The 19,641-nt window shown below is 61.7% G+C and carries 17 protein-coding genes; 6 read left to right on the top strand and 11 right to left on the bottom strand.

Going from position 1 to position 19,641, the window contains the following annotated elements:
* Positions 1-243: 243 nt before the first annotated feature.
* From guaA to AC56DI_RS07620, 3 genes are all read right to left on the bottom strand, one after another.
* On the bottom strand, positions 244-1,824 hold the full coding sequence (gene guaA / locus AC56DI_RS07630; protein ID WP_496345610.1) for a glutamine-hydrolyzing GMP synthase: 1,581 nt from the start codon (positions 1,822-1,824) through the stop codon (positions 244-246).
* 227 nt (positions 1,825-2,051) lie between these two features.
* Complete coding sequence (gene guaB, locus AC56DI_RS07625; RefSeq protein ID WP_496345609.1) at positions 2,052-3,521, bottom strand: IMP dehydrogenase; 1,470 nt, start codon at positions 3,519-3,521, stop codon at positions 2,052-2,054.
* A 105-nt stretch (positions 3,522-3,626) separates the two neighbouring features.
* Positions 3,627-4,193, bottom strand: coding sequence for a sugar ABC transporter ATPase (locus AC56DI_RS07620; protein ID WP_496345826.1), 567 nt, complete (start codon positions 4,191-4,193; stop codon positions 3,627-3,629).
* 413 nt (positions 4,194-4,606) lie between these two features.
* Between AC56DI_RS07620 and xseA the strand changes: the two genes are divergently transcribed.
* From xseA to leuA, 3 genes are all read left to right on the top strand, one after another.
* A complete protein-coding gene (gene xseA / locus AC56DI_RS07615) occupies positions 4,607-5,986 on the top strand; it encodes an exodeoxyribonuclease VII large subunit (RefSeq protein ID WP_496345608.1) in 1,380 nt (459 codons plus the stop codon).
* 12 nt (positions 5,987-5,998) lie between these two features.
* Entirely contained in the window at positions 5,999-6,877 is an 879-nt protein-coding gene (locus tag AC56DI_RS07610) for a peptidoglycan DD-metalloendopeptidase family protein (protein ID WP_496345607.1), read from the top strand.
* A 306-nt stretch (positions 6,878-7,183) separates the two neighbouring features.
* Positions 7,184-8,854 carry a 2-isopropylmalate synthase gene (gene leuA, locus AC56DI_RS07605; protein WP_496345606.1) on the top strand — a complete coding sequence of 557 codons (1,671 nt, stop codon included), beginning with the start codon at positions 7,184-7,186 and terminating at the stop codon, positions 8,852-8,854.
* A gap of 37 nt (positions 8,855-8,891) precedes the next feature.
* Here the strand turns inward: leuA and AC56DI_RS07600 are convergent, their stop codons facing one another.
* On the bottom strand, positions 8,892-9,956 hold the full coding sequence (locus tag AC56DI_RS07600; protein WP_496345605.1) for an SDR family oxidoreductase: 1,065 nt from the start codon (positions 9,954-9,956) through the stop codon (positions 8,892-8,894).
* Positions 9,957-10,029: 73 nt separating this feature from the next.
* On the opposite strand from AC56DI_RS07600, the gene AC56DI_RS07595 reads away from it, so the two are divergent.
* Entirely contained in the window at positions 10,030-10,404 is a 375-nt protein-coding gene (locus tag AC56DI_RS07595) for a MerR family transcriptional regulator (RefSeq protein ID WP_496345604.1), read from the top strand.
* Between the two features lie 209 nt (positions 10,405-10,613).
* Positions 10,614-11,279 carry a substrate-binding periplasmic protein gene (locus AC56DI_RS07590; RefSeq protein ID WP_496345603.1) on the top strand — a complete coding sequence of 222 codons (666 nt, stop codon included), beginning with the start codon at positions 10,614-10,616 and terminating at the stop codon, positions 11,277-11,279.
* Positions 11,280-11,289: 10 nt separating this feature from the next.
* Here the strand turns inward: AC56DI_RS07590 and AC56DI_RS07585 are convergent, their stop codons facing one another.
* Positions 11,290-11,658, bottom strand: a complete 369-nt coding sequence (locus tag AC56DI_RS07585; RefSeq protein WP_422587570.1) for a winged helix-turn-helix transcriptional regulator — start codon at positions 11,656-11,658, stop codon at positions 11,290-11,292.
* A 120-nt stretch (positions 11,659-11,778) separates the two neighbouring features.
* On the opposite strand from AC56DI_RS07585, the gene AC56DI_RS07580 reads away from it, so the two are divergent.
* Positions 11,779-12,879 (top strand): alkene reductase, encoded by a 1,101-nt coding sequence (locus AC56DI_RS07580; protein WP_496345602.1) that lies wholly within the window; start codon positions 11,779-11,781, stop codon positions 12,877-12,879.
* Between the two features lie 54 nt (positions 12,880-12,933).
* Here the strand turns inward: AC56DI_RS07580 and AC56DI_RS07575 are convergent, their stop codons facing one another.
* The 6 genes from AC56DI_RS07575 to hisS form a co-directional block, all read right to left on the bottom strand.
* A complete protein-coding gene (locus tag AC56DI_RS07575; protein WP_496345601.1) occupies positions 12,934-13,740 on the bottom strand; it encodes an amidohydrolase in 807 nt (268 codons plus the stop codon).
* Entirely contained in the window at positions 13,728-14,876 is a 1,149-nt protein-coding gene (locus tag AC56DI_RS07570) for a pyridoxal phosphate-dependent aminotransferase (protein ID WP_496345600.1), read from the bottom strand. The genes AC56DI_RS07575 and AC56DI_RS07570 overlap by 13 nt, the downstream gene beginning before the upstream one ends.
* 118 nt (positions 14,877-14,994) lie before the next feature.
* A complete protein-coding gene (gene der, locus AC56DI_RS07565) occupies positions 14,995-16,464 on the bottom strand; it encodes a ribosome biogenesis GTPase Der (RefSeq protein WP_324520015.1) in 1,470 nt (489 codons plus the stop codon).
* 79 nt (positions 16,465-16,543) lie between these two features.
* Positions 16,544-17,695: an outer membrane protein assembly factor BamB gene (bamB, locus tag AC56DI_RS07560; RefSeq protein WP_496345599.1), complete on the bottom strand. Its 1,152-nt coding sequence runs from the start codon at positions 17,693-17,695 to the stop codon at positions 16,544-16,546.
* Positions 17,688-18,329 carry a YfgM family protein gene (locus tag AC56DI_RS07555; protein ID WP_496345598.1) on the bottom strand — a complete coding sequence of 214 codons (642 nt, stop codon included), beginning with the start codon at positions 18,327-18,329 and terminating at the stop codon, positions 17,688-17,690. Before AC56DI_RS07555 ends, bamB begins: the two co-directional genes overlap by 8 nt.
* Positions 18,330-18,354: 25 nt before the next feature.
* Positions 18,355-19,641: a histidine--tRNA ligase gene (gene hisS, locus AC56DI_RS07550; RefSeq protein ID WP_496345597.1), complete on the bottom strand. Its 1,287-nt coding sequence runs from the start codon at positions 19,639-19,641 to the stop codon at positions 18,355-18,357.

Below are 19,641 nucleotides of genomic sequence, written 5' to 3'. Positions count from 1 at the left end.
ATGCCGGGAAAGCCGCGTAACAGAAGCGTTCCCAAGGAGAGATTTACCGTCAAAGACCGGTTTGGTCTCGATAGTAAACGGGAGGGTCTTAATCCGACCTCCGATTCCTACCGTCACCCTTACCGCCAGAGCGTTCTGCTGCTCGGCGATAGCCACCGATAGATGCTGTGACGTATTTTCTTCTAAAACAACACGTTACAACATCTTATCGATATGTACCGATAGTCCCCGAAGGACCTGATTTCACTCCCACTCGATGGTGGCTGGCGGCTTGCTCGATACGTCGTAGGTGACGCGGGAGATGCCTTCGATCTCGTTGATGATGCGGTTAGAGACCTTCTCCAGCAGCTCGTAGGGCAGGTGCGCCCAACGCGCGGTCATGAAGTCGATGGTTTCCACTGCACGCAGGGCCACGACCCAGGCGTAACGACGGCCGTCACCGACCACGCCAACCGATTTCACCGGCTGGAACACCACGAAAGCCTGGCTGGTCTTGTGGTACCAGTCGAAGTTGCGCAGCTCTTCGATGAAGATGTGGTCAGCGCGACGCAGGATGTCGGCGTATTCCTTCTTCACTTCACCAAGGATGCGTACGCCCAGGCCAGGGCCTGGGAACGGGTGGCGGTAGACCATGTCGTACGGCAGGCCCAGTTCCAGGCCGAGACGGCGTACTTCGTCCTTGAACAGTTCGCGCAGCGGCTCGACCAGCTTGAGGTTCATCTCATCCGGCAGGCCACCAACGTTGTGGTGCGACTTGATCACGTGAGCCTTGCCGGTTTTGGCGCCAGCCGACTCGATCACGTCCGGGTAGATGGTGCCCTGGGCGAGGAACTTGATGTTGTCGAGCTTCGACGACTCGGCATCGAACACGTCGATAAAGGTACGGCCGATAATCTTGCGCTTCTTCTCTGGGTCGGCTTCGCCGGCCAGGTTGTTGAGGAACTGCTCCTCAGCGTTGGCGCGGATCACTTTGACGCCCATATTCTCGGCGAACATGGCCATCACCTGCTCGCCTTCGTGCAGGCGCAGCAGGCCGTTGTCGACGAATACGCAGGTCAGCTGATCGCCGATCGCGCGGTGCAGCAAGGCGGCCACCACCGAAGAGTCGACACCGCCGGACAAGCCGAGCAGCACGTTGGCGCTACCGACCTGAGCGCGCACGCTGGCAATCGCATCTTCAACAATATTCGACGGCGTCCACAGTGCGGCACAACCGCAGATATCCAGCACGAAGCGCGACAGGATGCGCCCGCCCTGCAGGGTGTGGGTCACTTCCGGGTGGAACTGCACGCCGTAGTAGCCGCGGCTGTCGTCAGCCATGGCGGCGATCGGGCAGCTCGGGGTGCTAGCAAGAATATGGAAGCCTTCCGGCAGGCGGGTAACCTTGTCGCCGTGGCTCATCCACACGTCCAGACCCAGTACACCGTCGGTGTCCACGTGGTCTTCGATGCCATCCAGCAGGCGAGCCTTGCCGACCACATCGACGCGGGCGTAGCCGAATTCGCGCAGGTCGGAACCTTCAACCTTGCCACCGAGCTGCTCGGACATGGTCTGCATGCCGTAGCAGATACCGAAAACCGGCACACCGAGGTCGAACACCGCCTTCGGCGCGCGCGGGCTGTCGGCTTCATGCACCGACTCCGGGCCACCGGCGAGAATGATGCCGCGTGGGGCGAACGCACGAATCGCTGCGTCATCCATGTCGAAGGGATGCAGCTCGCAGTACACACCGATCTCACGCACACGACGGGCGATCAGCTGGCTGTACTGGGAACCGAAGTCGAGGATCAGGATGCGGTGGGCATGAATATCGGGGTGGGCCATGGCCATCTCTCGTAGCGGAATTCACAAATGACAAGGGGCTGCCCCATCGCTCTCAACAGCAGCAGCCCCGTGTAGTCGACAAGATTAAAAATCGTTGGATTCGCGTCGCGAGCGCAGCTCAGGCAAGGCGGAAAGTAGCGAGCAAGCGGAGTTGGCTGAAGCCAATGAGCATTGCGAGCTGCTTTCCAACGCTGCATGAGCCAGCGCAGCAGCGATCCAGCGATTTTTTAGCCGACGCGGTAGTTCGGTGCCTCTTTGGTGATCTGCACATCGTGTACGTGGGACTCGGCCATGCCGGCACCGGTGATACGCACGAACTGCGGCTTGCTGCGCATCTCTTCGATGGTCGCGCAACCGGTGTAGCCCATGGAAGCCCGCAGGCCGCCCATCATCTGATGAACGATGGCGCTCATCGCGCCCTTGTATGGCACACGGCCTTCGATACCTTCCGGCACCAGCTTCTCGGCACCGGCAGAGGAGTCCTGGAAGTAACGATCCGAGGAGCCTTGCGACTGCGCCATGGCACCGAGCGAACCCATGCCACGGTAAGCCTTGTAGGAACGGCCCTGGAACAGTTCGACTTCGCCTGGAGCTTCTTCGGTACCGGCCAGCATAGAGCCGATCATCACGGCAGACGCGCCCGCCACGATGGCTTTGGACAGGTCACCGGAGAAGCGGATACCGCCATCGGCGATCAGCGGCACACCGGTACCAGCCAATGCGGCAGCGACGTTGGCCACTGCAGAGATTTGCGGCACGCCGACACCCGCAACGATACGGGTGGTGCAGATCGAGCCTGGGCCGATACCGACTTTCACGCCGTCAGCGCCGGCGTCAGCCAGGGCCTTGGCCGCTTCGCCAGTGGCGATGTTGCCGCCAATCACCTGCACTTGCGGGAAGGTTTGCTTAACCCAACGCACGCGGTCGATCACGCCTTTGGAGTGACCGTGGGCGGTGTCGACCACCACCACGTCAACCCCGGCTGCAACCAACGCAGCAACACGGTCGCCTGTGTCGGCGCCGGTGCCGACAGCGGCGCCAACGCGCAGACGACCTTGGTCGTCCTTGCTGGCCAGCGGGTAGGCCTTGGCTTTTTCGATGTCGTTAACGGTCATCATGCCTTTCAGGTTGAAGGCGCCGTCGACGATCAGCACGCGCTCGATGCGGTGCTTGTGCAGCAGTTCGCGCACGGTGTCTTTGTCCGCGCCTTCGCCGACCGTCACCAGCCGCTCTTTCGGCGTCATCACGTCACGCACCTGGGCATCCAGGCGGTTTTCAAAACGCACGTCGCGGGAAGTCACGATACCGACCAGGTCGCCCTTGCTCAGCACAGGCACGCCGGAGATATTGTTCTGGCGGGTCAGCTCAAGCAGGTCACGCACGCTGGCGTCAGCCTCGATGCAGATCGGGTCTTTGACCACGCCGGCTTCGAATTTCTTGACCTTGCGCACTTCGGCGGCTTGCTGCTCGATGGTCATGTTCTTGTGGATGATGCCGATGCCACCTTCCTGCGCCATGGCAATCGCCAGACGGGCTTCGGTGACGGTATCCATGGCCGCGGACACCAGCGGAATATTCAGCTCGATGCCACGCGTGAGGCGGGTCTTGAGGCTGACATCCTTGGGTAATACCTCGGAATAACCGGGGATTAGCAGGACATCGTCAAAGGTTAGAGCTTCTTGGCTGATACGCAGCATGCGGGGGCTCCCGGGCGGGAAATTGGAAGCGCGCCATTATACCCACGCAGCCCCTCTGGCTCAATGCAAACTATTGCCAATCGACCATCACAGAAAAATCGCCACTCAGTACCTGACCTGCACCAAGCGCACCGACTGGCCCAGGCGCTCGGCGAACTGGGCGAGAAAATCCGCCTTAAAGTACGCGCCATCCCAGTTATTGAAGATAAAACCAAGATTGGAAAAGCCGCAGGGCTGCAGAAACAGGAAGCCGTTGATGTCGTCTTCGTGGCCGCATTCGGGGCAGGTGAAGTTGTCCGTGCGCGCCGGCATCCAGTCTTCCAGGTTGTCGAACAGAGCCTCGCCAATCTCGCGCCGACACTCGGGGCAACCGGCCTCGCCGAGAAACCCCCGATCCGGGGTGAAGATGCAGCGCTTGGTCATCACCGTCAGGCCATTGATGGACCGACCGAACGGCAACGCCTGCTCGGCCGTGACACCGAACGGTAACTCCAGCACCTGCCGCGCACCTTCGGCCAGCGCGTAACCCATGCCATTGCCACCCGCCACACAGGTGCTCAGCTGCGGTTCGACGATGCGTTGCTGACTCAACCAACGCAGCACCTTGCGCGCCCGCCCCTCGGGGTCGGGATAGCTGGAGATTTGCGGCACGATAATGCTCTGCTGCTGCAACATGGCGCGCTCCTGGCGGGCAAAAAAGGCTCCGCAGCTTAATGCCCGCAGCGCGGCGGTCAAGCTGCCAGAACATTAATACTGCTAGTTACCGACGATGGATTAAAGAGAAGCACTGCCCCGTAGGCGCCAGCTTGCTGGCGATCCATGCACTGCGAAAGCATCGCCAGCAAGCTGGCTCCTACAGGTCGCAACATACGGCTGTAACCCTCGGCAACGCAGCGCGTAAGATGGGTTGAGCTTACGATACCCATCAAATAATCGTCTTTGAGCAGATCCCTGATGGGTATCGCTGCGCTCCACGCCATCCTACGGCCGGCGCCCAAACGCTAAACCGGGGAACAGCACCATTAATAAGCAGCTTAGCGGACAACAACCTTTGGCCGATCCCGCAAAGGCTTTATCATCCCGCCATGATCAAAGACCCGTTCCAGCGCCTCAACCTCGACCGCGAGATCCTTAGCGTCAGCCAACTCAACGGCCGCGCCCGCGTGCTGCTGGAGGACGTGTTCGCCCAAGTCTGGGTGGAAGGTGAAATTTCCAACCTGGCCAAGCCAGCCTCGGGCCACCTGTACTTCACCCTCAAGGACAGTCAGGCACAGGTGCGTTGCGCGCTGTTCCGGCAGAACGCCGCGCGGGTGCGTCAGGCCCTGCGCGACGGCCTGGCGGTAAAGGTGCGCGGCAAGGTCTCGCTGTTCGAGGGCCGTGGCGATTACCAGCTGATTGTCGACAGCGTCGAGCCGGCCGGCGACGGCGCCCTGCGCCTGGCCTTCGAGGCCCTGAAAGACAAGCTCAGCGCCGAAGGTCTGTTCAGCGCCGAGCGCAAACAGGCGCTGCCCGGCCACCCCAAGCGCATCGGCATTATCAGCTCGCCGACTGGCGCAGTGATCCGCGACATCATCAGCGTGTTCCGCCGCCGTGCACCGCAGGTGCAGCTGACCCTGATTCCCACGCCCGTGCAGGGCCGCGATGCCGGCGTGCAGATCATCCACGCCCTGCAACTGGCCGACCGGCATGGCTTCGATGCGCTGATCCTGGCCCGGGGCGGCGGTTCACTGGAAGACCTCTGGTGCTTCAACGAAGAGCCGGTAGCGCGTGCCGTGGCGGCGTGCAAGACGCCGATCATCAGCGCCGTCGGCCATGAAACCGATGTCTCGATCTGCGACTTCGTTGCCGACGTACGCGCACCCACGCCGTCGGCAGCCGCCGAATTGCTGGCACCGGACATGGGCGATCTGCAGCAGCGCCTGCACAGCCTGCACCGCCGCTTGGTGCTGCGCATGCAGGATCGCCTGGGCCGCGAACGCTTGCGCCTGGAAGGTCTCAGCCGCCGCCTGCGTCACCCTGGCGAGCGCCTGCGCCAGCAAACCCAGCGCCTGGACGACCTGGACATGCGCCTGCGCCGCGCCTTTGAACAACAGTTCAAGCACCAGCAACAGCGCCTGAGCCACCTGGATGCGCGCCTCGCCGCCCAGCATCCAGGCCGCAGCCTGACCTTGCTGCGCCAGCGCCTCGACAGCCTGGCCGAGCGCCTGCCGCGCGCCATGGGCGAAGGCCTCAAGCAACGCCGCCTGCGCCTAGAGCACCAGATGCACACCCTGCACGCCGTCAGCCCACTGGCCACCCTTGGCCGCGGCTACAGCATTCTCCTCGACGAGCGCGGCCAGGCCATTCGCCAGGCCGAGCAAACCCGTCCGGGCCAGCGCCTGAGAGCCAAACTGGCAGAGGGCGAATTGCAACTGCGGGTTGAAGATAACCACTTAACGCCTGTGACCCTGTCGCTGCTCGATTAACCCCAATGGTGGATGGATAAAGCGTCATCCACCCTACGCCTAAGCCACCTACCTCATTCAGGAGCCCACCGCTTGCGCCCTCTGATCGCACTGCTGCTCTGCCTCGCCCTGCCCGCCCACGCAGAGGGCTTTCTCACCCGCCTGCTCAACCACCCGGTACCGGGCGGCGTCGCAGTGATCGAGTTGGGGACGGGCGCCACTGCGCCTAGCGCGCGCTTTCAGGGTAAACCGGTGCTGGTGGTGAAAGAGGATCAGGCGCGCTGGATCGCTATCGTCGGCCTGCCGCTGACGCTCAAACCCGGCCCGCAGCAACTCGACAGCGGTGGCCGCCAGCTGAGTTTCACAGTCGCCAGCAAGCAATACGCCGAGCAACGCATCACCCTGAAAAACACCCAGATGGTCAACCCGGACACGAGCAACCTCAAACGCATCGAGCGCGAACTGGCCGAGCAGACCCGCGCCTACCAGCAGTTCAGCCCCACCACGCCGAGCAACCTGCTGCTCGACAAACCGGTCAACGGCCCGTTGTCCAGCAGCTTCGGCGTGCGCCGCTTCTTCAATGGCGAAGAGCGCAACCCCCATGCCGGCCTGGACTTCGCCGTGCCCGCCGGGACGAAGATCAAAGCACCGGCCGCCGGCAAGGTGACGCTGATCGGCAACTACTTCTTCAACGGCAATACGGTGTTCGTCGACCACGGCCAGGGCTTTATCAGCATGTTCTGCCACCTGTCGAAAACCGACGTGCGCCTCGGCCAGCAACTGGCCCGCGGCACCGTACTCGGCCGGGTCGGCGCCACCGGCCGCGCCACCGGCCCGCACATGCACTGGAACATCAGCCTGAACGACGCGCGCGTCGACCCGGCGATTTTTATCGGCGCGTTTGAGCCTTAAGCCACGCACGGATAAAGCAAAAAATAGCCGCGCAACGCAACGCACGCCAAAGGTATTAACGCGCAATAAAAAGTCAACCTGACAGCCAAATCGAAAAATTCTACCAATTTTTCAGCAAAGCTTGCACGCCACGCGCAGCGTTATTACTGTTCCCCCATGCACAACGCCAACAGCCTCTTTCTCCGTCGCCAGCACGCCAGCCTCAACTTGGTCAGCGCGCGACTGCGTGGCTGAACGCCGCCCCCAGCCCTCCCCTATTTTCTCCGGCTGGCCGCCACCCAGCGGCCCCGCACCCAGGACACCGCCATGAGCATGTTGAAAGACCCTTCGAGCAAGTACCGCGCCTTTACCCCGATCAATATTCCCGATCGCACCTGGCCGTCGCAGACCATCACCCGCGCGCCAATCTGGCTGTCGTCCGACCTGCGCGACGGCAACCAGTCGTTGATCGAGCCGATGGATGCCGAGAAGAAGATGCGCTTCTTCAAGTGTCTGGTGGCCGTGGGCTTGAAGGAAATCGAAGTGGGCTTCCCGTCCGCCTCGCAGACCGATTTCGACTTCGTCCGCGAGCTGATCGAGGGCGGCCACATTCCTGATGACGTGACCATTCAGGTACTGACGCAGGCGCGTGAAGACCTGATTACCCGCACCTTCGAATCACTCAAGGGCGCCAAGCAGGCCATCGTTCACTACTACAACGCCACCGCGCCGAGCTTCCGCCGCATCGTCTTCAACCAGGACCAGGCCGGGGTGATCGAGATTGCCGTGAACGCCGCGCAAATCATCCAACGCCTGGCCGCCCAGCAGCCGGACACCGCCTGGCGCTTCGAGTATTCGCCGGAGGTGTTCAGCTCCACCGAGACCGCCTTCGCCGTCGAGGTGTGCAATGCGGTGATCGGCGTGTTCCAGCCGACCCCGGCGCACAAGCTGATCCTCAATCTGCCGGCCACCATTGAAGCGGCCACGCCGAACATCTACGCCGACCAGATCGAGTGGTTCTGCCGCCATATCGACCGCCGCGACAGCGTGCTGATCAGTCTGCACACCCACAACGACCGTGGCACCGGCGTGGCGGCCACCGAACTGGGCCTGATGGCCGGCGCCGACCGCGTGGAAGGCTGCCTGTTCGGCAACGGCGAGCGCACCGGCAACGTCGATTTGGTCACTGTGGCGCTGAACCTCTACACCCAGGGCGTCGACCCTCAACTGGATTTCTCCGACATCGACGCCGTGCGCAAAGTGGTTGAGGAGTGCAACCAGATCCCGGTGCACCCACGCCATCCATATGTCGGCGACCTGGTGCATACCGCGTTCTCTGGCTCGCACCAGGATGCGATCCGCAAGGGCTTCGCCCAGCAGGATGCCAATGGTCTGTGGGAAGTGCCGTACTTGCCGATTGACCCGGCCGACATCGGCCGCAGCTATGAGGCGGTGATTCGCGTCAACAGCCAGTCCGGCAAAGGCGGCATCACCTTCCTGTTGGAGCAGGAATACGGCATCAGCCTGCCACGGCGCATGCAGATCGAATTCAGCCAGGTGGTGCAGAAGGAAACCGACCGCCTCGGCCTGGAAATGAGCGCTGAGCAGATCTACAGCCTGCTGGAGCGTGAATACCTGCAAGCGACCACGCCTTACGCCCTGAAAGGCCATCGCCTGCAGGAAGAAAACGGCACCAGCGCAGTGGACGTTGAGGTCAGCAATGACGGCGCCAGCCAACACTGGCGCGGCATCGGCAAGGGCCCGCTGGAAGCCCTGGTGGCCGGCCTGCCGGTGGGCGTGGAGATCGTCAACTACGCCGAGCACGCCATCGGCGCGGGCACCAACGCAAAGGCCGCCGCCTATATCGAGCTGCGCGTGAACGGTGGCCGCGCCCTGCACGGCGTGGGTATCGACGAGAACCTCACCACGGCGAGCTTCCGCGCCCTGTTCAGCGCCCTCAACCGGGCACTGGGACAGGCCGCCGAACAAGCTGCCTAAGTGGCATCAAGATGACCGCCTGCACAGGCGGTCATCGTCAACCGCGCACCTCCCCCGCCACATAACGCGCCGTCGCCTGCAGTGCAGCGGGCAAGTCCGGCCAGGTCAGCTGATGTTTGCGCGCTAAAGCCTGAGTGGCAGCGGTGTCGAAGCGTGTGGTTTGGATAAAATCCAGCGACTCGGCATCGGTACGCAAAAGCCGCTGCGCCCCTGGAATTTTCAGCAACGCGCGCAATAATGCGATCGGCACATGGCGCTGCGGCACCTTGACCGCCAAGGCCTCAGCCAACACCTGCAGCAGACCGTGCAGGTTCGGCGTGCGCTCATCCAGAGCCAGCACCTGGCGACCAGCCTGCTCCGGATCGAAGGCGGCGGCCACCATCAATTCCACGAGAAAATCCACGCAGACCAACGGTAACCAGTGAGCGACGGAGCCGGGAATGGCGCCAAGCTTGCCGGCGCTCAGATTGCCGATCAACTGCGCCAGCGGCTGGGCAGCCAGCAGATGACCGCTCTGGCTATGCCCGCAGACAGTGGCCGGATGGACGATGGTCAGCTCGCCGCCCAGCGCCTGCATGCGCGCCAACACCTGAAAATGCGCCTCCAGCTTACTGCCCTCATAACCACCCACCCGGCGATACACGGCTGGCCAATCGGTACGCTGCGGCTGCTCCAGATCGACGCCGACACGGCGCAGATGGGCGTGATTCTCCAGCATATAACCACCCACCATCAGCAACCGACTGCCCTGCCCGGCCGCCAACTCCGCCACCTGCAAGGCGCCCGCGACATTCACCGCGCGGGCCTGCTCGATCGTCAGCCCCCAGGCGAACTGCGCGCCGAGGTGAAACACCACCGCGGCGCGAGCAACCTGCTGGCGGGCAGCCTGGTCCAGGCCCAACTGCGCATGACTCAAGTCGCCCGCAACACCACGCAGCAAACGGCCATTGCCGCCCAATTGTTCGACCGTATGCTGCAACTGCGGCAACGTCTGCGGCTGCCGCAGCAACACAGTTACGGGGTGACCCTGACGAGTTAATAGGGCCAGCAAGTGCTGGCCAATAAAGCCGCTACCGCCAGTGACAAAACATTCTGCGTGCATACTGAAGCTCCTGAGTAATGGGCAACAGCAGGCTAAACTATCGAGGGCACTTGACAGTCAAGGAGTAAATGACATGCGCATCGGCGAACTGGAACAACACAGCGGCGCCAGCCGTCACACCCTTCGTTATTACGAAAGCGTCGGCCTGATCAGCGCCCAACGTCAGGGCAACAACTACCGCGACTACAGTGCGCAAACCGTCAAAGACCTGAGTTTTATTCAGCAGGCTCAGGGCATGGGCTTCTCCCTTGCGGAGATCGGCGAAATCCTCCAGGCCCAGCGTAACCAGCAACTGGACTGCGCCCAAGGGGCGCTGCTGGTAACGCGTAAGCTGGCCGAAGTCGAAGAGAAAATCGCCAACCTGCAAGAACTGCGGCAGTTTCTGCACAACGAGAAAACCCGCCTAGAGGCCAGCGCAGAGGCCCAGACCGATGCCGCAACAACCTGATCACAGAATTCGAGAGCAACTCGTCCGACTGTTAGTCGGATCAGCCCCGCACGTCACACCCGGCTTCTAGACTGATCCCAGCGCCGCGATCAATAGGCGCAAGGAGACCACCGATGGGACCGTTGAGAATCTGTCGTAGGTTGTGCCAGCAAGGGCTTGTCTGGCTGCTCTGCGGACTGCCGTTGTGCAGCATGGCCGAGGATGTGGTGATGGCTTTTGGTGAAAAGATCCCGCCATTCTGCTTTCCGGAAAGCGATAGCGGCATCGAGCTGGAGGTGATTGGCCAGGCCCTGGCCTACAAGGGCCATCGCCTGCAGCCCCGCTACTACCCGCTGGCGCGGGTGCCGATCGAGTTCAAGCGCGGCAATGTCGATGCAGCGATGACCGACCTCGGCCACGACCTGAGCCCGCAAGGTGCCTTCTATGGCGAGCCGGCAGTGCTGTATGACAATGTGTTTATCAGCCTAAAGGAGCGCAACCTGCAGATCCGCAGCGCCGAAGACCTCAAGGGCCTGGCCGTGGTGGCCTTTCCTGGAGCACTCAAGCGCTACCCGGCCTGGCTGGAGAGCGTCGACAAAGATGGCCTGTATTTCGAGCAGAACAATCAGGAACTGCAGGTCAGCGGCCTGAACAAGGGACGCTTCGACGTGGTATTGAGCGACAAGAGTATTTTCCGCTACTTCGAGTTGATGCTCAGCCGCACCAACCTGTTCCACGCCAAAGCCGTGCAAATGCACCACTTTGTTGAAGTGAACCCCGACGACTACCGCCCGCTGTTTCGCAGCCAGCAGGTGCGCGACGACTTCAACGCCGGTCTGGCGCACCTGAAAGCCAGCGGCGGCTATCAGGCCATCTACGACAGCTACCTGAAGTGACCCTGCCGCGTTACTCGCCCTGCTGCTGCCAGTGACTGCGACCCCACTCGCACATGGCCGCCAACACCGGCTGCAAGGTGGCGCCGTGTTCGGTCACGCAATACTCGACCCGTGGCGGCACCTCGGCAAATACCGTGCGAGTCAGCACGCCGACCCGCTCCAGCTCACGCAACTGCTGAGTCAGCATCTTCTCGGTGATGTCCGGCACCAGCCGCTTCAATTCAGAAAAGCGCAGCGGGCCGTTAAGCAGGCGATACACCAGCAGGGCTTTCCATTTACCGCCAATCACCTCCAGGGTGACATCCATTGGCGTGCTGTACACCTTGTCGCCCTGCACCAGGCGCTTGTTTTCGACCAGCTCGGTTTGCTGTTCGCCCATCAGTGATTACCTTTAAGTAAGTTACCGCCTTTATCGTACGTACTTCCCAAAAAGATTGCCACGCGCATAATGGCTGCCATGGCTCATGTCAGCCACTTCGATGACCTTGATGGAGGTTCTATGACGATTAAACACCTGCTCACGCCGCTGCAACTCGGCGCCCTGACCCTGCCCAACCGCCTGGTGATGGCACCCCTGACCCGTCAGCGCAGCCTGCCAGGCAATATCCCCGGCGAGCTGAACGCCACCTACTACGCCCAACGCGCCAACGCCGGCCTGATCATCAGCGAAGCCAGCCAGGTCTGCCCCGAAGGCCAGGGCTACGCCTGGACCCCAGGCATCCACAACGACGCCCAGGTCGCCGGTTGGCAGCAGGTCACCGAGGCCGTGCACCAGGCGGGCGGGCGAATCTTCCTGCAGCTTTGGCATGTGGGCCGTATTTCTCATCCGCTGCTGCAGCCCAATGGCGCTGACCCGGTGGCCCCTTCGGCGATTCAGGCCAAGGCCGAGTGCTATGTGGTCGAGGCCGATGGCAGTCACCACAAGGCCGCCACAGCCAAGCCACGCGCCCTGGAGTTGAATGAACTACCGGGTGTAGTCGCCGCCTACGCCCATGGCAGCGCCAACGCAATCAAAGCCGGCTTCGACGGCGTGGAAGTGCATGCTGCCAACGGCTATCTGCTGGACCAGTTCCTCTGCTCCAACAGCAACCAGCGCAGCGATGCCTATGGTGGCTCGGTAGAAAACCGCGCTCGCCTGGTGCTGCAAGTGGTCGATGCCGCCGTGGCCACGGTCGGTGACAGCCGCAAGGTCGGTATCCGCATCTCACCCATGGGCACTTTCGGCGATGTTAACGATGCCAACCCGCTGGAGACCTTCAGCTACCTGGTCGCACAACTCAACAGCCGCAACCTGGCCTACCTGCACGTTAACCGCCCGGACTGGCTCGGCGGCACCTTCGAAGGCTACGACGCCTTGCTCCGCGCACTGCGCGACCTGTACACCGGCACAGTGATCATCGCCGGCGGACAAACCGCCGAAAGCGGTGAACAAGCTGTCGCCGAAGGCCTGGCGGACTTGGTCGCCTACGGTCGCCCGTATATCGCCAATCCGGATCTGCTGGCCCGCTTCCAGGCCGGCGCCGAGCTCAATCCGCTGGACGGCAGCACCCTGTATGGCGGTGGTGCGGCGGGTTATACCGATTACCCAGCACTGGGCTAATCAGCAAGAAACCAAAACGCCGGGCAATGCCCGGCGTTTTGCTATGTGCGCTAATCAACTCAGCTGAAAGCCATCGGCATCCAGATGGGCCGGAAAACGCTGACGATACGCGGCAAGTTCGGCCGCCTTGAGGGTTACGCGAAACACCCCATCCGCCACCTCGGCTGCCAGCAAGCTATCGCCCTGAAAATCCAGCACCTGGCTGTCGCCGCTGTAGGCGAAGCCTTTGCCGTCTTCGCCAATGCGATTGACCGCCGCCACATAGCAGAGGTTCTCGATCGCTCGCGCCGGCAGTAGGCGGTTCCAGTGCTGGCGCCGCGCGGCGGGCCAGTTGGCGGTATAGAGCAGCAAGTCGGTGTCAGCGGCAGCGCGGCTCCACACCGGGAAGCGCAGGTCGTAACAGATCAGCGGACGCACTCGCCAGCCCTTCAGCTCCAGCAACACCTGCTGCTCACCGGCGCTGTAATGCTTGTGCTCGCCTGCCATGCGAAACAGATGGCGCTTGTCGTAATGCGCAACACTGCCATCCGGGCGTGCCCACAACAGGCGATTACGGTAGCTGCCGTCTGCGGCCTGGATGATCAGCGAGCCGGTAATCACAGCACCTATCTGCTGCGCCTGCTCACAGAGCCACTGCGTGCTTGGGCCGTCTTCAGGCTCGGCCAGGGCCGCTGAATCCATACTGAAGCCGGTGCTGAACATCTCTGGTAATACGATCAGATCGACGCCGCGGGCCTGTTGCAACAACACCGCAAAATGCGCGCGATTAGCGACGGGATCTTGCCAAGCCAGGGTGGTCTGGATCAGGGCCAGCTCAAGGTCAGGCAATTGGCTCAGGTCAGCCCTGCTTAGATTTTGCATAACCGCTCTCCTGCGGCCAGCAAGGTCTCTTCACGCTTGGCAAAACAGAAGCGCACCAGGCGCATATCCGCAGGCGCCTGCAGGTAGAACACCGACACCGGAATCGCCGCCACGCCGTGCTCGCGGGTCAGCCACTCAGCCATGGCCACGTCATCCAGATCGGGGCGAATGGCCGAATAGTCAGCCAACTGAAAATAGGTGCCGGGGCTGCGGGTAAAGGTGAAGCGCGACCCGGCCAGTTGGTCGCAGAACAGGTCGCGCTTGGCCTGATAGAAGGCCGGCAACTCGGCAATGTGTTGCGGCTGCTCGGCCATAAAGTCCGCCAGCGCATGCTGCAGCGGTGTTACCCCGCAGAAATTGACGTATTGGTGGATCTTGCGCAGCTCGGCAGACAGCACAGGCGGCGCCACCACATAGCCGGTCTTCCAGCCCGTGACGTGATAGGTCTTGCCGAACGAGCTGACCACGAAGGCTCGCGCATACAGCTCGTCGTGGGCCAGCACGCTGGCGTGCTCGGCGCCGTCGAAGACCAGATGCTCATACACCTCGTCGCTGATCAGGTAGATATCGCGGTCGCGAATCAGCGCGGCCAACTGATCCAGATCGGCACGACTGAGCAGCGCGCCACTGGGGTTGTGCGGTGAATTGATAAAGATCAGACGGGTTCGCGGAGTAATGGCGTCGCGCAGGCGCTGCCAGTCCACCGAGAAGTCAGGCAGGTTCAGCGGCACATGCACGCAACGACCGCCGGCCAGCTGCACCGAAGGCTCGTAGCTGTCATAGCAGGGGTCGAGCACGATGGCTTCGTCGCCAGGTCGAATCAGCGCCTGCACCGCACAGAAGATCGCCTCGGTGGCGCCCGGCACGATGGTCACTTCGCTTTCGGCGCTGACGGCACGACCATAAAGCCCCGCAACCTTGAGCGCCACTTGCTCGCGCAGGCGCGGCAGGCCGGTCATCGGCGCGTACTGGTTATGCCCGGCCGCCAGATGACGCATGGCAGCATCCAGCAACGGCTGCGGGCTGGCAAAATCGGGGAAGCCCTGGGATAAATTGAGCGCACCCACCTCGGTTGCCAACTGCGACATGCGGGTGAAAATGGTCGTGCCCACGTGGGGTAATTTGCTCTGCAACATCAGGCCCTCCCGCCTGCCGGACAGCTCACTGGTGCCGCCAGCCTATCACTGCCAAGTACGCAAAGAAAAAGGCGCAGAGCCTGAGCCCTGCGCCTTTTTGTCCATCCGACGCTGAAGATCAGCGCTTGTCTTTGCGCTTCTTCTCAGCTTTCTTGTGGTGCGTCATCAAGCGGCGTTTCTTGTTAACCTGGCGGTCGGTGAGGGTGTTCTTGTTGCCCTCGTAGGGGTTTTCGCCGCCTTTGTACTCGATACGAATCGGCGTACCGACCAGCTTGAGCACGCGCCGGAAGGTGTTTTCCAGGTAGCGCGAATAGGAACGCGGCACCTTCTCGACCTGGTTACCGTGGATCACGATGATCGGCGGGTTGGCGCCACCCAAGTGCGCGTAACGCAGCTTGATCCGACGATTGTTGACCATCGGCGGCTGGTGCTCGCGCACCGCATCTTCGAGGATCTGGGTCAGGCGGCTGGTCGGCCAGCGGGTGATCGCCGAGCGGAACGAGTCCTGTACGGACTTGTACAGATGGCCAACGCCGGTGCCGTGCAGGGCCGAGATAAAGTGGATATCGGCGAAGTCGACGAAGAACAACCGGCGTTGCAGCTCGGTTTTCACATAGTCGCGCTCGCTTGGCTCCATGCCGTCCCATTTGTTCAGGGCGATAACCAGCGCGCGGCCGCTTTCCAGCACAAAGCCGAGCAGGTTGAGGTCGTGATCGACCACCCCTTCGCGGGCGTCCATGACGAACACCACGACGTTGGCGTCCTGGATCGCTTGCAGGGTTTTCACCACTGAGAACTTTTCCACCGCCTCGAAAATCTTGCCGCGACGACGTACGCCGGCGGTGTCGATCAGGGTGTACTTCTCGTCATCGCGCTCGAACGGGATGTAGATACTGTCGCGCGTGGTACCGGCCTGGTCGTAGACAATTACCCGGTCTTCACCAAGCATGCGGTTGACCAGCGTCGACTTGCCGACGTTGGGCCGGCCGATGATGGCCAGCTTGATACCGTCCTTCTCGCTCGGACCAGGAATACGCTTGGCTTCTTCGCCTTCGGCCACTTCTTCGTCCGGGTCAAAGGCTTCTTCAACCGGGTCTTTGGGGAAGTCACCCAACGCCACTTCGAGCATCTGGGTGATGCCGCGACCGTGGGCGCCGGCAATCGCCAACGCGTCGCCCATACCCAGCGGGCTGAACTCGGCGCGGGCCAGATCCGGGTCGATGTTGTCGACCTTGTTGGCCACCAGGAAGGTGCGCTTGTTGCGCTTGCGCAAGTGCTCGCCAATCATCTGGTCGGCGGCGCACAAACCGGCGCGCGCATCGACCATGAACAGCACGGCATCAGCTTCTTCGATGGCCTGCAGGGACTGCTCGGCCATCTTCGCGTCGATGCCGTCTTCGTCACCGGAAATACCACCGGTGTCGATCACGATATAAGTGCGCCCCTGCCACTTGGCCTCGCCATACTGGCGATCACGCGTCAGCCCCGAGAGATCGCCGACGATGGCATCCCGAGTTCTGGTCAGGCGGTTGAACAGTGTGGACTTGCCCACGTTGGGGCGGCCCACCAGGGCGATTACCGGAACCATTGGCTCCTCCAGGGTGAAAACTAAAAAACACAAAGGCCGCTGCCGTAAAAACGGCAGCGGCCGGATACTGTTACTCAGCTTAGCGGATGGTCAAAGCGACCAGTTCACCGCTATTGCCGAAGGCATACAGCCAGTCACCCACCACCAGCGGACGGGCACGCAGGCCGTCGCTGTCGATGTGCTCGCGACCCACAAAACGGCCGTCAGTCTGGCTTAGCAGATGCAGGTAACCTTCAAAGTCACCGACAGCGATATAACTTGAATACACCGCAGGCGCCGACAGCTGGCGACGGGCCAGGCCATCATTGCTCCACAAGGCAGACGCCGAACGCTCATCCACACCTTCGAGGGTGCCGTTGGCCAGGCTTACATAAACACTGCCCAGGCCCTGATCCAAACCGGCATAGCTGGAGGCTTCACGCTGCCAAAGTACGCGACCGTTGTTGATATCAACCCCGGCAACCCGGCCTTGGTAGCTGACCACATACAGGGTGTCGCCAACCAAACGCAGACCGCCGTCGATATCGACAATCCGATCCAGCTCCGAACGACCTTGAGCCACAGCGACACGTTGCTCCCAAACCGGGAAGCCGCGCTGAGTATCGACCGCTACCACCTTGCCCGAGGACAAGCCAGCGATCGCCAGACGATCCGTCAACACCGGGCCACCAGTGCCGCGCAGGGTCAGAACAGCTGGGGTGCTTTCGTAGATCCAGCGCTGGTTACCGGTGGCGCTATCAAAGGCGATCAGACGATCGTCCTGGGTCTGCACCACCACCACATCGCCATTCACTGCCGGTGCGGCCAACACTTCACTGGTCACCACGGCGCGCCACTTCTGCTCGCCGGTGGACTGATCAAGGGCAATCACTTCACCCTTGAGCGTACCCACCACAACCAGACCATGGCCTACGCCAATAGCGCCGGAGACGGCCAGTTCCAGGTCCTGCTCCCACAGCACATCGCCGCTGAAACGGTCCATGGCCATGACCACGCCTTCGACATCGGCGGCATAGATATGGTCGCCATCGACAGCTGGGGTGAGCAGGTTGTAACCCTCGCCCTGGCCATTGCCGACGGAACGGCTCCACTCGCCCTTGAGCTCAACCTCGGTGGTGAACTCAGGCAGCTCGGCTGGCGGCAATTCCTTTTTGCTGTTGCTGCTGCAACCCACGACCGTAACGGCCAGGGCCAGCAATGCGGCGTTTTTCCAGCGCATCACGTTATGCATCCCCTTTGGCCAGATCGTCGATCTTGATTTGCAAGCCGCCGACGGCAGCCTCAGCGGTCAATGCGGCCTTGGCTTTTTCATAGGCCTGCAGGGCTTCATCGCTGCGTTCCAGCTTGACCAGCAAATCGCCTTTCAGCTCTTCACGGGCAGCAACGAAGGCTTGATCGGCATCGCTGGCCAGCAGTTTGAGCGCATCTTCGGTTTTGCCTTGCGAGGCCAAAACACGCGCCAGACGCTGACGCGCCAATTCGCCGAGGGTGGCATCCGCTGGTTTATCGAGGACCGCCTGCAATTCAGCACGGGCGTCGTCGAGTTTGCCCGCCTCGACAGCAACTTTGGCCAGCAACAGGCTCGCATACTGGGCGTATTGACTGCCGGCATAATCCGCCTTCAGCTTGCCCGCCAGCTCCGCGACCTTGCCAACATCGGCCTTACCGTCAGCCACCAGGCTGTTTTCCAACAATTGTTGGTAGAGCACCGAGGCGCCTTGCGCTTCAGCGACCTGATGCTTTTGCCAGGCTTGCCAGCCAAACACCACGACCAGGGCCAAGGCGCCGCCAGTCAACAGGGGCTTGCCATTGCGCTGCCACCAGTCACGGATCACCGCCAACTCTTCATCTTCGGTACGCGACACCCCAATACTCCTATTGGCTAAATGCTCAAGCCTGCAGACAGGCCGCCAGCTGCTCGGAAAGAGCAGCCCAGCTGATATGTTGTTGTTCGCCGTTATCGCGCAGAGGTTTGAGCCCAACGACCTGTTGAGCCAACTCATCTTCGCCCAAGATCAGCGCAAACAATGCGCCGCTCTTGTCGGCCTTTTTAAACTGACTCTTGAAGCTGCCGGCACCGGCATTCATCTGCAGGCGCAAACCTGGCAGACGATCACGCAACTGCTCAGCCAGCACCAGCGCCTGCAATTCGGCCGCCTCACCAAAGGCACAGAAATACACGTCGACCTGACGGGCAATATCGCTCGGCACTTGCTCAAGGGTTTCCAGCAGCAACACCAAGCGCTCGATACCCATGGCAAAGCCAACGCCAGCAGTAGGCTTGCCGCCCATCTGCTCAACCAGGCCATCATAACGGCCACCGGCACACACGGTACCCTGGGCACCGAGTTTATCGGTCACCCATTCAAATACCGTCTTGCTGTAGTAATCGAGGCCACGCACCAGCTTGGGATTGATCACGTACGGAATGCCGGCAGCATCCAGGCGCGCCTTCAAGCCGTCGAAGTGCACCTTCGAAGCTTCATCCAGGTGGTCAGCAAGCTTCGGCGCATCCACCAAGAGGGCCTGGGTTTCCGGCACCTTGGTATCGAGGATACGCAATGGATTGCTGCTCAGACGGCGCTTGCTGTCTTCGTCCAGCTGATCCAGGCGCGCCGACAGGAACTCGACCAGCGCCTCACGGTAATTGGCCCGCGCCTCACTGGTGCCCAGGCTGTTGAGCTCCAGAGTTACGGCATTGCGAAGGCCCAGCAGGCCCCACAGGCGCCAAGTCATGATGATCAGTTCAGCATCGATGTCCGGACCGTCGAGGTTGAACACCTCGATGCCGATCTGATGAAACTGCCGATAGCGGCCTTTCTGCGGCCGCTCATGGCGAAACATCGGACCGATGTACCAGAGCTTCTGCACTTGGCCGCCACCGCTAATGCCGTGTTCCAGCACCGCGCGCACGCAGCTGGCAGTGCCTTCCGGACGCAAGGTCAGGGAGTCACCGTTACGGTCATCGAAGGTGTACATTTCTTTTTCGACGATATCGGTTACTTCGCCAATCGAGCGCTTGAACAGCTCGGTGGCTTCGACAATCGGCATACGGATCTGCCGATAGCCGTAGCCGTCCAGCAGGTTGGCTACGGTACCTTCGAAGTAACGCCAGAGCGGGGTCTGCTCGGGCAAAATGTCGTTCATGCCACGAATGGCCTGCAGCGTCTTGCTCAC

Source organism: Pseudomonas sp. BGA-UO-ETr-WB11 (genome assembly GCF_059567785.1).
The sequence above is the reverse complement of the archived record's forward strand: the minus strand, read 5'-3'. Positions and strand labels throughout refer to the sequence as shown.

Excerpts from the sequence above, each read along its gene's own strand:
- AC56DI_RS07580 (WP_496345602.1), top strand. The coding sequence starts at position 11,779 with ATGACGATTAAACACCTGCTCACGCCGCTGCAACTCGGCGCCCTGACC.
- AC56DI_RS07595 (WP_496345604.1), top strand. The coding sequence starts at position 10,030 with ATGCGCATCGGCGAACTGGAACAACACAGCGGCGCCAGCCGTCACACC.
- der (WP_324520015.1), bottom strand. The coding sequence starts at position 16,464 with ATGGTTCCGGTAATCGCCCTGGTGGGCCGCCCCAACGTGGGCAAGTCC.
- guaA (WP_496345610.1), bottom strand. The coding sequence starts at position 1,824 with ATGGCCCACCCCGATATTCATGCCCACCGCATCCTGATCCTCGACTTC.
- leuA (WP_496345606.1), top strand. The coding sequence starts at position 7,184 with ATGAGCATGTTGAAAGACCCTTCGAGCAAGTACCGCGCCTTTACCCCG.
- AC56DI_RS07610 (WP_496345607.1), top strand. The coding sequence starts at position 5,999 with ATGGATAAAGCGTCATCCACCCTACGCCTAAGCCACCTACCTCATTCA.
- AC56DI_RS07575 (WP_496345601.1), bottom strand. The coding sequence starts at position 13,740 with ATGCAAAATCTAAGCAGGGCTGACCTGAGCCAATTGCCTGACCTTGAG.
- xseA (WP_496345608.1), top strand. The coding sequence starts at position 4,607 with ATGATCAAAGACCCGTTCCAGCGCCTCAACCTCGACCGCGAGATCCTT.
- bamB (WP_496345599.1), bottom strand. The coding sequence starts at position 17,695 with ATGCATAACGTGATGCGCTGGAAAAACGCCGCATTGCTGGCCCTGGCC.
- AC56DI_RS07590 (WP_496345603.1), top strand. The coding sequence starts at position 10,614 with ATGGCTTTTGGTGAAAAGATCCCGCCATTCTGCTTTCCGGAAAGCGAT.
- guaB (WP_496345609.1), bottom strand. The coding sequence starts at position 3,521 with ATGCTGCGTATCAGCCAAGAAGCTCTAACCTTTGACGATGTCCTGCTA.
- AC56DI_RS07600 (WP_496345605.1), bottom strand. The coding sequence starts at position 9,956 with ATGCACGCAGAATGTTTTGTCACTGGCGGTAGCGGCTTTATTGGCCAG.
- AC56DI_RS07570 (WP_496345600.1), bottom strand. The coding sequence starts at position 14,876 with ATGTTGCAGAGCAAATTACCCCACGTGGGCACGACCATTTTCACCCGC.
- AC56DI_RS07585 (WP_422587570.1), bottom strand. The coding sequence starts at position 11,658 with ATGGGCGAACAGCAAACCGAGCTGGTCGAAAACAAGCGCCTGGTGCAG.